This window comes from Streptomyces sp. NPDC056169, assembly GCF_042268445.1.
Lineage (GTDB): Bacteria > Actinomycetota > Actinomycetes > Streptomycetales > Streptomycetaceae > Streptomyces.
On sequence record NZ_JBHJUO010000029.1, the window covers coordinates 44,234 to 57,466 of the forward strand.

At 75.3% G+C, this 13,233-nt stretch carries 10 protein-coding genes; 6 read left to right on the top strand and 4 right to left on the bottom strand.

Annotation, left to right across the window (positions count from 1 at the left end):
- Nucleotides 1–118 precede the first annotated feature (118 nt).
- The 5 genes from ACFC0G_RS36195 (at nucleotide 119) to ACFC0G_RS36215 (ending at nucleotide 6,590) form a co-directional block, all read left to right on the top strand.
- Nucleotides 119–541, top strand: coding sequence for a DUF6223 family protein (locus ACFC0G_RS36195; protein WP_376412231.1), 423 nt, complete (start codon nucleotides 119–121; stop codon nucleotides 539–541).
- Between the two features lie 273 nt (nucleotides 542–814).
- Entirely contained in the window at nucleotides 815–2,179 is a 1,365-nt protein-coding gene (locus ACFC0G_RS36200; RefSeq protein ID WP_376412234.1) for an MFS transporter, read from the top strand.
- 105 nt (nucleotides 2,180–2,284) lie between these two features.
- A complete protein-coding gene (locus tag ACFC0G_RS36205; RefSeq protein WP_376412236.1) occupies nucleotides 2,285–3,763 on the top strand; it encodes a hydantoinase/oxoprolinase family protein in 1,479 nt (492 codons plus the stop codon).
- 35 nt (nucleotides 3,764–3,798) lie between these two features.
- Nucleotides 3,799–4,905, top strand: a complete 1,107-nt coding sequence (locus ACFC0G_RS36210) for a DUF917 domain-containing protein (protein ID WP_376412239.1) — start codon at nucleotides 3,799–3,801, stop codon at nucleotides 4,903–4,905.
- On the top strand, nucleotides 4,902–6,590 hold the full coding sequence (locus ACFC0G_RS36215; protein WP_376412242.1) for a helix-turn-helix domain-containing protein: 1,689 nt from the start codon (nucleotides 4,902–4,904) through the stop codon (nucleotides 6,588–6,590). The genes ACFC0G_RS36210 and ACFC0G_RS36215 overlap by 4 nt, the downstream gene beginning before the upstream one ends.
- Here ACFC0G_RS36215 and ACFC0G_RS36220 read toward each other — a convergent pair.
- The 3 genes from ACFC0G_RS36220 to ACFC0G_RS36230 all read right to left on the bottom strand — a co-directional run bounded on the left by ACFC0G_RS36220 (nucleotide 6,566) and on the right by ACFC0G_RS36230 (nucleotide 11,026).
- Nucleotides 6,566–8,293 carry a hydantoinase B/oxoprolinase family protein gene (locus ACFC0G_RS36220; protein ID WP_376412245.1) on the bottom strand — a complete coding sequence of 576 codons (1,728 nt, stop codon included), beginning with the start codon at nucleotides 8,291–8,293 and terminating at the stop codon, nucleotides 6,566–6,568. The genes ACFC0G_RS36215 and ACFC0G_RS36220 overlap by 25 nt on opposite strands.
- Nucleotides 8,290–10,347, bottom strand: coding sequence for a hydantoinase/oxoprolinase family protein (locus ACFC0G_RS36225; protein ID WP_376412248.1), 2,058 nt, complete (start codon nucleotides 10,345–10,347; stop codon nucleotides 8,290–8,292). The genes ACFC0G_RS36220 and ACFC0G_RS36225 overlap by 4 nt, the downstream gene beginning before the upstream one ends.
- Nucleotides 10,348–10,534: 187 nt before the next feature.
- The gene (locus ACFC0G_RS36230) at nucleotides 10,535–11,026 is read right to left on the bottom strand and encodes a YybH family protein (RefSeq protein ID WP_376412251.1); all 492 of its coding nucleotides are present in this window, start codon (nucleotides 11,024–11,026) and stop codon (nucleotides 10,535–10,537) included.
- A 133-nt stretch (nucleotides 11,027–11,159) separates the two neighbouring features.
- On the opposite strand from ACFC0G_RS36230, the gene ACFC0G_RS36235 reads away from it, so the two are divergent.
- On the top strand, nucleotides 11,160–11,942 hold the full coding sequence (locus ACFC0G_RS36235) for a 2-phosphosulfolactate phosphatase (protein ID WP_376412254.1): 783 nt from the start codon (nucleotides 11,160–11,162) through the stop codon (nucleotides 11,940–11,942).
- Nucleotides 11,943–11,949: 7 nt separating this feature from the next.
- On the opposite strand, the gene ACFC0G_RS36240 is transcribed toward ACFC0G_RS36235, so the two are convergent.
- On the bottom strand, nucleotides 11,950–13,215 hold the full coding sequence (locus ACFC0G_RS36240; RefSeq protein WP_376412256.1) for an NAD(P)/FAD-dependent oxidoreductase: 1,266 nt from the start codon (nucleotides 13,213–13,215) through the stop codon (nucleotides 11,950–11,952).
- Nucleotides 13,216–13,233 lie beyond the last annotated feature (18 nt).

Sequence of the window (13,233 nt, forward strand, 5' to 3'; positions counted from 1 at the left end):
GCGCGGTGCCTGCCGCGTTCGCGGTAGGGCGAAGTGTCCGCGTCCGCGAGACGACCGGAGGAGGTGAGGGCGACAGGATCGGGCTCCGTCCCGTCACAGGAAGAGAAGGAGCCGTCCCATGTCTGTTCGTCGTCTGTTCGTCCCCGCCGCGGCCGCCGTGCTCGGAGGCCTCGGCCTTGCCGCACCAGCGGCGGCGGACGCCGCGACCCGGCCCGTCGCCGCGAGCGTCTACGACTTCGGCCTCGGGCGGGCCGGAGCCACCACGGGCGGTCTGGTGGCGCTGGCCGGTGTGGTCATCGCGGTCCTGGCGCTGACCCGCCCGGCCGGTCGTGCCGGCATCGCCCGTGGGCCGCGCGGAGCCCTGACCGCGGTGGCGGCGGGGGCGATCGGCCTGGCCCTCGGCGGGCTGGTCGCGGCCACCGCCGACGGGGGCCTCGGGACCGGCAACGGTCTCGGCGGGGCCTATGTGGCCCTGTTGCTGGGGCTCGTCGCCGTCACCCTCGGCGGGACGGCTCTGGCCCGCTCCCGCCGCACGGGCTGACCCGTACCTCCCGCCGTCGCCGCCCCGGCCCCGTCCCGGTCCCGGTCCCCAGGCGGTCGACGCGACTCCCGCCGGGGACTCCGCACGGTCCGCGGCCGAGCGCCGCCCGGCGGTGCAGCGCGTGAGGGCGGGCCGGGGCTGTGCACGGGGCACAGCCGCCCGGCCGATGTCCGTGCGGGGAGCACAGTTCGCCGGGGCGTCGGGTGTCTAAGGTGCCGCCACCCCTCAGGTCGAGGGACGCGTAGCCTGTTTCGGGGCCCGGAAGGACAGTCGATGAGCGCCGTACGAGAAGCAGTACCGGGGGCCGGAGAGGGTCCCGTCAGAGGCGTCGAGCCCGCGCGGACCGTCGGGTCCTGGTTCGACGACATGCCGTTCCGCAAGGCGCACCTGCTGGCCGCCGTGGCCCTCTTCATGGCCTTCGTCATCGAGTCCTGGGAGCAGCTCGCCCTCGTCTACGTCTCCGGGGACCTGGGGACCGACTTCGGCATCGACGAAGGCGCCATCGGCTGGGCACTGTCCGCCGTCGCCCTCGGCATGATCCCCGGCAGCCTCGTCTGGGGGCCCGTCTCCGACCGGATCGGGCGGCGCGCGGTCTGTCTGTGGTCGCTGGCCGCCTACGGCGTGATCGCGCTGGCCAGCGCCTTCTCGCCGACCTTCACGGTGCTGATGGTGACCCGTTTCCTCTCGGGTCTCGCCCTGGCCGGCATCTACACGGTGACCTTTCCCTACTTCCTGGAGCTGCTGCCCTCACGGCTGCGCGGCCGGGCCGCCGTCTACCTGTCCATCGGCTGGCCGATCGGCGTTCTGCTCGCCGTCGCGGTCACGCGGTTCGTGGGCGGGCTCGGCTGGCACGTCGTGGCGATCGCGAGCGGTCTCGCGGGTGTCTGGGTCCTCGCGATCCGCGCCTGGGTTCCCGAGTCCCCGTACTGGCTCGCCGAACGCGGCCGGCACGAGGAGGCCGCCGCGGTGCTGCGCCGGCTCGGCGCGGACGTGCCCGAGGGGACCGTCTTCGCCACCTCCCACACGGGCGGGAAGGAGCGGGCGGGACAGCCGCTGGACCTCCTGCGGGGGCGTCTGCTGCGCATCACGGTGCTGATGCTCGTCGTGAACTTCACCTTCAACTGGGGGTACTGGGGGCTTCAGACCTGGCTGCCCACGCTCCTCCAGGAGAAGGGCCTCAGCATGTCGGCGAGCCTGGGGTTCGTGGCCCTGAGCGCCGTCTTCATGATTCCCGGCTATGTCTCGGCCTCCCTCCTCACCGGGCGTTACGGCCGTCGGAAGGTCTTCCTGCCGTACCTCGCCCTCGCCGCCGTCTCCGGCGTGGCCTTCGCGTACGCCGACACCCTGACCACCCTGTACGTGGCGAACTTCGCGCTGTCGTTCTTCTGCCTGGGTGCGTGGGGCGTCTGGAACACGTGGAACGGCGAGTTCTATCCGACGGCCCTGCGGGCGACGGGCTACTCGTGGGCGACCGCTGCGCAGCTCGGCGCCACCTCGCTCGCCCCGTCCGTGGTCGGCTACCTGCTCGCGCGGGCCACCGGCTACTCGTCCACGATCCTCTTCATCATGGCCTTCCTCGTCGTGGCCCTGCTGTGCGCGGCCCCGCTGCCGGAGACCGAGGGCAAGGACCTGGAGTAGCGGACACCCGGGGCCAGGGCCGGAGTCGGGGACCGGAGCGGGCGGGCAGGCGGGTGCGTCGTGGTCCCGAGTCGCCGTGATCGCGGCCGGTGGAAGGATGGGGGCGTGAGGATCGGAATCGACGTGGGCCGCGCCACCACCACGGCGGCGCTCGCCGACGCCACCGGCCGCGTTGTCGCCGAGGCCGTCGTCGACAGCGCCCCTCGGACGGCCGTCTGCCTCCGTCGCGTGCTCGCCGCCCTCGGACCGCTCCCGGGCCCCGTCGGAGCCGTCGCCGTCGTCACCGACCTCGCGCGCCGGCCCCCGCGGCCACGGCCGGTCGCCGTCCTGCGGATCGCCCCCTCGTGCCACCCGGCACTCGCCCCGCTCGCCGACTGGCCCGAGGCGGCCCGTGCGGCCGTTGGGGCGATGACCGCCGTCGTCGGCGGCGGCAGCGCCGTCACCGGCCGACCGCTCGCCCCGCTCGACCGTGCCGCCGTCTCCGCGTTCGCCGCCCGTGCGCGGGACGCCGGCCTGTCGGTGTTCGCGGTGTGCGCGGCGGGAGCTCCTGCCCGGCCCGAACCGGAGCTCGAAGCGGCGGCCGTCCTCGCCGCCGCCGTCCCCGGAGCGACGCTCAGCCTCTCGTACGAGATCGGCTCGGCGGGGCTGCGCGAACGCGAGAACGCCACCGTCGTCAACGCGGCCCTCGGCGGCTGGGCCGAGGAGCTCGTCGCCGACTGCCGGACGGCTCTGCGCTCGGCGGGCGTGTCCGCCCCGCTCTTCTTCGCCCGCGACGACGGCGGGCTGGTCTCGGCGGAGTACTTCCGCCGCCACCCGGTGATCGCCACGGCCCCCGCCGCGGCCTGCGGCGCGCGCGGCGCCCTCGCCCGTGCCGGTTTCACCCCTGCCGGTTCCACGCCTGCCGGCCTCACTCCTCCCGGCCTCACTCCTGCCGGCCATGCTTCTGCCGGCCTCACCCCTTCCCGCCTCGGCCCCGCCGGCCTCACCCCTTCCCGCCTCGCCCCCGCCGGTCCCGCCCCCGTCGGGCTCGGCCATGCGGTCGTCATCGACGCGGGTGCCCGCTCCGTCCGCTGCCTCGTCGTGCGCGACGGGGAGCCCGAACGCACCCGCGTCCCCGTGCCCGGCCCCCTCGGTGTGCGGCTCGCGCTCGGCGCCCCCGACATCGTGGAGATCGTCGGGGAGAGCCCGGCCGGTTCGGTCGCCGCACAGGCGGCGCGTCTGCGGGAGCGGCTTCCCGGCTCCGCGACGCTGTACACCGGCGGCGCCGCCGAGTCCGTGGGCGCACCGCCCGCCGACGCCGCCACCCGGGCGGCGCGGCTCACGGACGCCGCCCGGTACGCGGCCCGCGCCGAGTGCCGGGTCGAGCTGGAGCAGGTGGTCTCGGCGGCGGGCCGCGCCGAGCTCGACCAGCTGCTCGCCGCCGCCCGCGACCACGCCCTGTCGCGCTGTGTCGCGGCCGGGGCCGCCCCCGACTCCGTACGGGTCGAGGGCCTCGCCCACGCTCCCGTCGCCTATCTGCCGGCCGGGGTGCACAGGGTGACCGTGCGCGCGGCCGGTGAGCCGGTCGCGGGGGCCGTCCGATGACCGCGCGTCGCCCCGGTGCCGTCGGCGGAGGGCCGGTGCGCCTGTTGGGGGCCGAGGAACTGGAGCACCTGGCCGTCGGTGCGCGGGTGCTCGCCGCGGGGACCGAGGAGTCCGCCTACCGCGTGGCCCTGGACTGGGCCGCCGCCGAACTCGCCGCGCACGGCCCGGTCCCTCTGCTCTCCCCGGAGCAGTTGGACTCCGTGGGGCTCTGTGTGGCCGTGACGCTGGCCGGTGCCTCGGCCGCCCTCGCCGAGCAGCTGCCTCTCGGCGACGAACCGGTCAGGGCCGTGCGGGCCGTCGAGCGTCTCGTCGGGCGGCGGGCCGAGGCCGTCGTGCCGCTCAACACCGCGGCGGAGAACGCGCTCATCGCCTTCGCGGCCGCGGCCCGCTGCGGCCTCCCGCTCGTCGACGGCGACGGCTGCGGGCGGGTGCTGCCCCTCCTGGAGCAGACGCTGTTCACCCTCGCGGGCGCCGCCCCGGCCCCGCTCGCCCTGGCCACCCCCGGCGGTGACGTCGTCACCCTGGAGTCCGGGCGCGGTCAGGTCGAGGACCTGATCCGTCCCCTGGTGTCCGCGTCCGGCGGCTGGGCGGTGGTCGCCGCGTACCCGATGGACGGCGCCCGTCTGGCGGCGTGCCTGGTCCCCGGGACCGTCGGCCGGGCCGTCGCCGCCGGCACGGACACCGGCCGTACGCGCTTCGCCGCCTGGCGGCCCCGGCTTCTGTGCCAGGGGCGGATCGTCGCGGTGGAGCAGTCGGCCGGCGCGTACGGGAGCCTGGATGCGGACCCTTACGGGGTGTCCCCCTCGTACGGAGCTTCCCTCCCTTACGGAGCTTCCCTCCCCTACGGGGCCTCACTGCCGTCCCGGCCGACGAGCGTCCTCGTCGACGAGGACGAGGGGCTGCGGCGGCGGTTCCGGCTCGAAGCGCACAACGAGGTCCTGCTGGCGCTCGCCGACGGTGCTCAGGTCGCGGCCCTGCCCGATCAGATCCTGATGCTCTCCGCCGCCGACAGGGGGGTCCTGGACGTCGAGCGCGCGGTGCCCGGCATAGCCGTGGAGGTCGTCGTCATCGACGCGCCGGAAGCCTGGTACACCCCTGAGGGGCGGGCGCTGGCCCGTACGGGAAGCGGAGGCGGCCGATGAGCGGCGACGACGGTTCCCGTACGGGCGGACCGGCCGCCGCGGTCCGTCCGCTCACGCTGGCCGAGCTCCTCCAGGACGGTCCTCTCGGGGACGTCGAGGTGTACGGGGCCGGTGACGGCGGCGCCGAGATCGTGGCCGTGCGCATCGTCGACCGGCTCGCCGCCCTGGACCGGGTGCAGCCCCGTACCGCCGTCGTCCTCACCGCCGGGACCGCCGCTGCCGCCTGGACCGTGGAGATGGCGCTGCGGAAGGCCTGGGAGCACGCGGCCGCGTGTGTGGTCGTCTCGCGCGAGGCGGGTCATCCGGACTCGGTCGCCGAGCTGGCGGGCCGGCTCGGCGTCCCGCTCCTCGTCGTGGCCGGGGACGCGCTGGACGCGGCGGTCCGGATCGCCTCGGCCGTCGCCCGGCCCGAGGCGGGCCGCACCGCCCTCGTCGCGGGCGCGGCGCGCAGGATCGCGGAGGCCGGCACCCGTCCGGTACGGCTCCTCTCCGCGCTCCACGCCGTCCTGCCGTCCACGTCCGTGGCGCTCACCGCCCCGTCGGGCGAGCTCGTCGCGGGTCGTGCCGCCGCCCTCGACGACCCGGCCGGGACCGCCCTGGCGGTGACGGTCGACGTCCCGGGGCCCGGCGGGGAGCGCCTGGTGGTGCTGACGGCGCGGTTCCGTGCGCGGGCGGCCGGCTGGGAGGGGACCGTGCGGGAGGTGCTGGGGCTCGCCGTGGCGCCGCTGACCGCCTGGGCGGCGGGTGAACGGCTCGCCGCCGAGCGCGCCGAGCGGCACGCGGCGGGCCTGCTGCGGGAACTCCTCGACCGTTCCGGCGGGGTCGCCCGCCAGGACGGGCCCGGTGCCGTGGACGACGGCGGGGAGCCGGCGGAGCACGATCCGCTGATCGCCGGGGCGGTCGCTCTCGGCTGGCCGCTGCGCGGGCCCTTCGTCGTGTACGCCCTGCGGCCCGGGGACGCGGCCGAACCGGCCGTGGGACAGCTGCTCACCGCCCGCTGGGCGCGCGCGGCCGTCGGCAGTGGTCCGCTCGTGCGGTACGACGGTGTGTGGGTGTCCTGGGAGGCCGTCGACGCTTCCGGGGACGCGCACCAGGACCCCGTCGCCCGCGCCGAGCGCCGGCTGCGGGCCGCGTCCGCCGAGCCCGGCAGGCTGCCCCCGGTCGCGGGGGCGGCGGCGGGTCCGGTGGCCGGGCTCGACGGGCTGGGCGGGGCGCTCGCGGAGGCGGTGGCGGCGGTCGCCGTCGTGCCGCTCGGCGGCGTCGTCCGGGCCGACCGGGTGGGGCCGGCCCGGCTGCTCGCCGCGCTGCCCCGGGAGGCCCTGCGCGGTCCGGCCGGCCTGCTGCTCGCGCCGCTGCTGGCCGTGGACCGGGACGGGGCCCTGCTGCGGACCCTGGCGGTGCTGCTCGATGTCGGCGGGGCGCCGTCCGTCGCGGCGGCCCGCCTCGGGGTGCACCGCAACACCGTGGCCGCCCGGCTCGAACGGCTGCGGGCGCTGGGGTGCGATCCCGACGATCCCGGTCTCCGGCTGCCGCTGCACCTGGCCTGCCGGGTGCTGCTCGACGAGCCGGAGACCGGCGGATCAGAGGGACCGCGAGCGGGGTCCGGACCACGGTCGGAGCCGGCGTCCGGACCACGGTCGGAACCGGGGGCCGGAACCGGTCAACGGGACGGCGCGGACGGGTAGTCGGCGGCGGCGCGCCCGGGGCTCAGCATGCCCTGCCGGACGTCCTCGGCGACCGCATCGGCGGCCCGCTCGGCTGCGGGGCCGTAGCCGCCGCCTCCGCCGCTCTCGCAGCGCAGCACATCGCCCTCGCGCACCGGCAGGGCGTTCACCTTGAGCAGGGAACGGGCATCCGTCCGGCCCGGGTTGAGCGTCACCCGGGGTGCGGCCCCGGCCTCGCCGCCGAACAGTCCCCACGCCGGGGTCACCGAACGCTCCCACCACAGGGAGAGGTCCTGGTCGGCGGTGAACCGGTACTGGCGCACCACGCCGTTGCCGCCCCGGGTCCGCCCGGCGCCCGCCGAGTCCTCCCGTACCGCGTACTCCTCGACGCGTACCGGGAAGAGGGTCTCCAGGACCTCCACCGGCATGTCCCGGAGCGAGCCGTTGACGTTGTTGATGAGGCAGGACTCGCCGTCCCCGGCCGCCCAGGCTCCCCAGCCGCCGACCGTCGCCTCCTGGGAGACGAAGAGCTTGCCCGTGCGCGGGTCGAGGCCCGTGAACTGCACGATCATCGAGTCGCCGTACGAGGCGGCCGCGGCCCGCTCCGGCACGGCCGGGGCCAGGGCGCGCACGACGAGGTCGATGACGAGCCCGAGGTGCGAGTAGTAGTACTGGCAGGCGGCGGGCTCGATCGCGGCGAGCATCGAGCCGGGCCGGGTCAGGACGTCGAGCGGCTTGAACGAGCCGCCGTTGAGGGGTACTTCACCGCTGACGAGCAGCTTGTACCCGACGCGGCAGGCGGCCACGGTCTGCGCGGCGCCGCAGTTGACCGGGCCGGTCGCCTGGTCCGCGCACTCCGTGACGTCCATCGTCATCCGGTCGCCGTCGATCGTCACGCGCACGGTCACGGGGAGCGGGGTGTCGAGGTCGATGCCGTCGTTGTCGAGCTGCCCGGTCGCCTCGTACACGCCGTCCGGGATGGCGGCGATCTGCTCCCGCTCCCGCCGCTCCGTCTGCGCGAAGATGGCGTCACGGGCGGCGAGGAGCGTCTCCGTGCCCCACCGTTCGACGATCTCGGCGAGCCGGCGGGCGCCGGTCAGCGCGCAGGCGACCTGCGCCCGCATGTCGCCGAGCGTGGGCTGCGGGAAGCGGACCTGGCGGGCGATCAGGTCCTGCGTGAGGACGCAGGGTTCCCCGGCCTCGTAGATCTTCAACGGGCCCATGCGCAGGCCCTCCTGATAGATCGTCGTGGAGTCCATGGACCCGCCCGGGTCCTTCGAACCCATGTCGATCCAGTGGGCGCGGGAGGCGGCGAAGCCGACGAGTTCCCCGCGGACGTGGATCGGCGCGTAGACGGTGACGTCGTTGAGGTGGGTGCCGCCGATGTACGAGTCGTTGAGCACCCAGACGTCGCCCTCGCGCCACACGTCGGTGCCGTACATCCGCTCCGTCGCGCGGGTGCACTCCTCCAGGTTGCCGAGGAAGATGGGCAGCCCGGAGGACTGGCCGAGGACGTGGTGGTCACGGTCGAGGAGCGCGACCGCGCAGTCCTTGGCCTCGTAGATGGTGGGGGTGTACGCCGACCGGATCAGCGTCGTGTTCATGTCCTCGGCGGCCTGGAGCAGGGCGCAGCGGATGATCTCCGTGGTGACGGGGTCGACCGTGCCGGCGGCGGCGGGTCGGGGGCCCGTGGTGGGTCGGGTGCCCGTGGTGGGGGTGCTCACGCGGTGCCTCCGAGCTTGATGACGAGGAAGCCGTTCGCGTCGACGGCGACGTGCGCGTCGGGCGGGACGACGGTGGTGGAGGTGGCCTCGACGACGATCGCCGGTCCGTTGAACTCCTCGCCCGCGGGGAGGTGTTCGCGGCGCAGGACGGGGGTCTCGTGGGTGACGCCGTCGAAGACGACCGGCTTGACGCGGCCGGCCCACGGGTTCTCCCCGGGCTCCGGGGCGTACGCGACCGGGGCGGCGGCCGGGGCGGCGCCGAGCGCCGTGGTGCGCAGGGTGACGAACTCGACCGGGGCGCCCGCGGTGGCGTGTCCGTAACGGCGCTCGTGGAGGGCGGCGAAGCGGGCCGACACCCGGGCGAGGAAGCCCTCGGACGCGGGCTCCTCCGTCGAGTCGAGCGGGACGGTGAGCGTGTAGTCCTGGCCTTCGTACCGCATGTCGACCGTGTGCTCGACGCGACGGCGCTCCGCCGGGACGCCCTGCTCTCCGAGGGCGGCGAGGCCCTGCGCGCGCAGCGTGCCGAGCGCGGCCGCCATCGCGGCGCCGTCCAGGGCGTCGCCCGGGGTGAAGAACTGGCGGGTGAGGTCGCGGCGGACCTCGGTGCCGAGCATGCCCCAGGCGGAGAACGCACCGGGGAAGCGGGGCACCACGACCTCGGACACGCCCAGTTCCCTGGCGATCTCGACGGCGTGCATGGGTCCCGCACCGCCGAAGGCGAGGAGGGTGAACTCGCGGGGCTCCAGGCCGTGTTCCACGGTGAGCGTACGGATCGCCTGCGCCATCTTGGCGTTGGCGACGTCGCAGACGCCGCCCGCGAGTTCCACGGCGGAGAGGCCGAGTTCGGCGGCGAGTCCGTCGACCGCGCGGTGGGCGGCGTCGACGTCGAGCGTCATGTGGCCCCCCGCGAACCACTCGGGATCCACCCGGCCCAGGACCGCGTTGGCGTCCGTCACGGTGGGCCGGACGCCGCCGCGCCCGTAGCAGGCGGGGCCGGGGGCCGCGCCCGCCGACTCGGGGCCGACCCGGAGACCGCCGGCCTCCGCGTAGGCGATCGAGCCGCCGCCCGCGCCGATGGTGTGCAGGTTGACCAGGGGCATCAGGACCGGGAAGCCGTCCGCGGTGCCCTCGTTGGAGATGTCGGGCCTGCCGTCGAGGACGAGGGAGACGTCGAACGAGGTGCCGCCCATGTCGACGCAGATGGCGTTCGGCCGACCGAGCAGGGCCGCCGCGGCCACGCCGCCCATGGTGCCGCCGACCGGTCCGGAGAGCAGCGTCTGCAGCGGGTGGCTGCGGGCGAAGGCGGCGTTCACGACGCCGCCGGAGGACTGCATGACCTGGACCGGCACGCCGAGGCCCCGCTCGGCGAACCGCTCCTCGATCCGGCCGAGGTAGCGGCGCACCACCGGCCCCGTGTAGGCGTCGAGTACGGCCGACGACGTCCGCTCGTACTCGCGCCACTCGCCCGCGACCCGGTGCGAGAGGACGACCATCACGTCGTCGCCGAGCTCCTCGGCGAGGATCTCCCCGGCGCGGAGCTCGTGCGCGGGGTTCACGTATCCGAAGAGGAAGGAGACGGCGACGGCCGTGTACCCCTCCGCGCGGGCCCTGCGCGCCACCGCCCGTACGGCTTCCTCGTCGAGCGGTCGCAGCTCCTGGCCGCGCCAGTCGAGCCGGCCGCCCGCCTCGGCCGTGGCCTGGCGTTCCACGAGCGGCACCGGCTTGCGGTAGTGCAGGTCGAACATGCGGTCCCGGTTGCCGCGGGCGATGTGGTAGACGTCCCGCATGCCCTCGGACATGAGGAGCAGCACCCGGGCGCCCTTGCGCTCCAGGAGGGCGTTGAGGCCCTGGGTCGTCCCGTGGACGAAGAACGAGATCGCGGCGGGATCGTCCACCGCGCGCCCCAGCGAGGCGAAGACGCCCTCCGCCAGGTCGCCGGGCGTGGTCGGCGCCTTCGCCGCGAGATAGGTGCCGCGCGTCTCGTCGTACGCGACGACATCGGTGAACGTGCCACCGATGTCCATGGCCACCCGGTATGTCGTGCCGCCTGTCATGCCGCCTCCCGGCTGTCTCAGGGAATGGACGGACGCTAACGAGCGGCGGCGACGGAGTGGCTGTGCGCGGCGCACGGGCGGGGCGGGGCCACCGTGCAGCACGCACAGCAGGGCGGGTCGGGGCCACCGTGCAGCACGCACAGCAGGGCAGGTCGGGGCCACCGTGCACCGCGCACATCCGGCAGGGTCAGGCGTCCGGCGTCCCGGGCGTTCCGCCCGCCTGCCGCACGTCCTCGTGGAGGTGCACGATCCGCCAGACGCCGTCCGCGCCCCGGTGCAGGACGGCGGTGTTGCGCACGAGCTCCGGCAGCAGCGCGCGGCCGTCGCCGGCCGGGGCGAAGTCCACGCGCAGCAGGTAGCGCAGCACGGCGAGGTCGCCGAAGACGTCCACGACGGGCTCGTCGGCGTGCAGGCCCGCCTCCTCGGGCCCTTCCGCGCCCTCCCCCGTCGCCGGCCGCTCGTCCCGGATCCGGTCCAGGTCGGCCTTGCCGCACAGGAGCGGCTCGGCGGCCGAGTCCCAGACCGTCGCCTCGGGGTCGAGCCGCCTGTCGATCGCGGCGCGGTCCCCGGCCTCGTAGGCCTCGTACATCCCTGTGATCACCGCCCAGATCGCCGCGGAGTCCGCGGCCGAGGCCCCGGGGCGGGCGGACGGGGGCAGCGGGGTACGGGCGTCGGACACGGTGGACCTCCAGGTCGATGTGGGGTGGGCGGGCCACTCTAAGGGGAACCGGAGCCGGGACCTCCGATGTGATGCGGAGCACTCTCCGGGCACTTCGGGTCCGTCGGATCGGGCGTGGGCGATCATGATCCGCATGAACGCTCGTTTCCTTGGTATCCCCGAACTGGCCGAAGTCCCCTCCGTGGCGGTCGTGGTCGACGTCATGCGCGCTTTCACCGTGGCCGCCTGGGCCTTCGACCGGGGCGCGGAGAGGATCGTGCTGGCCGAGTCGCTGGACGAGGCCCTGGCGCTCAAGGCCCGCCATCCGGAGTGGGTGACGCTCAAGGACGGCCCGGCCGCTCCCGGCTTCGATGCCGTCAACTCGCCCGGCCTGCTGCGGTCCTACGACCTCGGGGGGCGGACCGTCGTGCAGAAGACCACGGCAGGCACGGTCGGCGCCCTCGCGGTCAAGGACGCGTCGCTGGTGCTGTGCGCGAGTTTCGTGGTGGCGGAGGCGACGGCCCGGCTCCTGCGGGAGCGCGGGAGCGACCGCGTCACGTTCGTGGTCACCGGCGAGGACGGGCGGGCCGACGAGGACCTGGCCTGCGCCCAGTACATCGCCGGGAGGGTCACGAAGCCCGGCGCGGAGGCCGGCGCCGAGGCCGGCGCGGAGGCCGGCACCAAGGCCCGCGCGGAGGCCGGCGCCGAGCCCGGTACCGATGACGGCGCGGATGCCGGGACCGAGGCCGCCGGGTTCCTCCGGCGCGCCGCCGAGTCCCGCGCCGCCGCCGAGCTGACGGAGGGGGTGCGCGAGGGGGTCCATCCCGACGACGTCGCCCTCTGCCTCGAACTCGACCGGTTCCCCTTCGCCATGGTGGCGACCTGGGAGGACTCGCTCATGGTCCTGCGTCCCCACGCGATGGCCTCCGCCGCCTGACGAGGGGTCAGGATGCCGTTCGCGCGGCCTTCCTGCGGTGCTTGACGTTGACGGCCGCGGCCTTGGCCACGACCCTCGGGTTCAGGAACTGCAGCGGACCGATCAGGCGGGACGCGAACAGGTGCATGTGGCGCGCCAGCGACTCGTCGCGCGCCGCCGCCGAGAAGACGAGCCGTTCCACGGGGTTGAACGGACGGGCCTTGGCGAAGTCGGCGGCCAGACGCTGGTGGCCCTGGAGCCGGCGGCCGTGGGTGCGGGCGTACGCCGCGAGGGACTTGTCGAGGTCGCCGCGGCCGGTCGCGGCCGGGGCGACCGCCTCGGTCAGCCAGCGCGCCGACTGCAGGGCCCAGCCGCAGCCGACGCCCCACAGGGGGTCGCCGGTCAGGGCGGCGTCGCCGATGAGCGCGACGCCGGGGGCGGTCGGCCTGCGGCTGTGGAGCGGGTAGTCGACCGTTCCGATGATCTTCGAGACGCGCTCGGCGGTGTCGATGGGCGGCGCCTCGGGCAGGGCGCGGACGAAGTCGAGGAAGCTGCCCTCCAGGTCTTCGCGGAAGGCCGGCAGCCGCTTCTTGTCCGGGAGCACCGCGAGGACCGTCACGCCGTCGTCGTTCGGGAACGCGTACGCCATGTCCGGTTCGAGGAACCAGGTCTGACCGATCCCTCCGTGCAGCGGAAGGTTGCGGAAGTGCGCGAGATAGCCGAACCGGGTGTTCTCGAACCGCCTCGACGGCACCCCGGCGAACTCCGCCACGGCCGAGTCCTTGCCGTCGGCGCCGACCACGAGCCGGGCCCGGATCTCGCGCTCGCCCTGCCGCGTCGACGTGCGCAGCCCGACGGTCCGCCCGGCTTCCCGGATCAGCCCGGTCACCTGATGGCCGAGGAGCAGATCGACGCCGGGCGTCTCCGCCGCACGGGACCTGATCAGCGGATCGAGGACGCTGCGCCGGACGTTGTACGCGTGCGGCAGCTCGGGTCCGCCCGCCGCCGCCCTCGGCTCGATCCATCCCCACCGGGTCCACCAGCGGGCGTCGTTGTGGACGGCGCCCGCCTTCTCCAGCGCGGGGATCAGGCCGAGTTCGTCCAGCACCGGGTAGGCGTTGGCCGTGAGGGAGTGGGTGCACAGCACCTTGTACGCCGCGGGGTCCGAGCGGCGCTCCAGCAGGGCGACGCGGGCACCGCGGCGTGCGAGCAGGATCGCCGCGGCGCTGCCGGCGAGGCCGGCTCCGCTGATGACGACGTCGTACTCGCGTGCCGCGTTCTCAGGCTTGGTCATGCGCTGATCGCTCCCTTC

Excerpts from the sequence above, each read along its gene's own strand:
- ACFC0G_RS36225 (WP_376412248.1), bottom strand. The coding sequence starts at position 10,347 with ATGACAGGCGGCACGACATACCGGGTGGCCATGGACATCGGTGGCACG.
- ACFC0G_RS36215 (WP_376412242.1), top strand. The coding sequence starts at position 4,902 with ATGAGCGGCGACGACGGTTCCCGTACGGGCGGACCGGCCGCCGCGGTC.
- ACFC0G_RS36235 (WP_376412254.1), top strand. The coding sequence starts at position 11,160 with ATGAACGCTCGTTTCCTTGGTATCCCCGAACTGGCCGAAGTCCCCTCC.
- ACFC0G_RS36240 (WP_376412256.1), bottom strand. The coding sequence starts at position 13,215 with ATGACCAAGCCTGAGAACGCGGCACGCGAGTACGACGTCGTCATCAGC.
- ACFC0G_RS36195 (WP_376412231.1), top strand. The coding sequence starts at position 119 with ATGTCTGTTCGTCGTCTGTTCGTCCCCGCCGCGGCCGCCGTGCTCGGA.
- ACFC0G_RS36200 (WP_376412234.1), top strand. The coding sequence starts at position 815 with ATGAGCGCCGTACGAGAAGCAGTACCGGGGGCCGGAGAGGGTCCCGTC.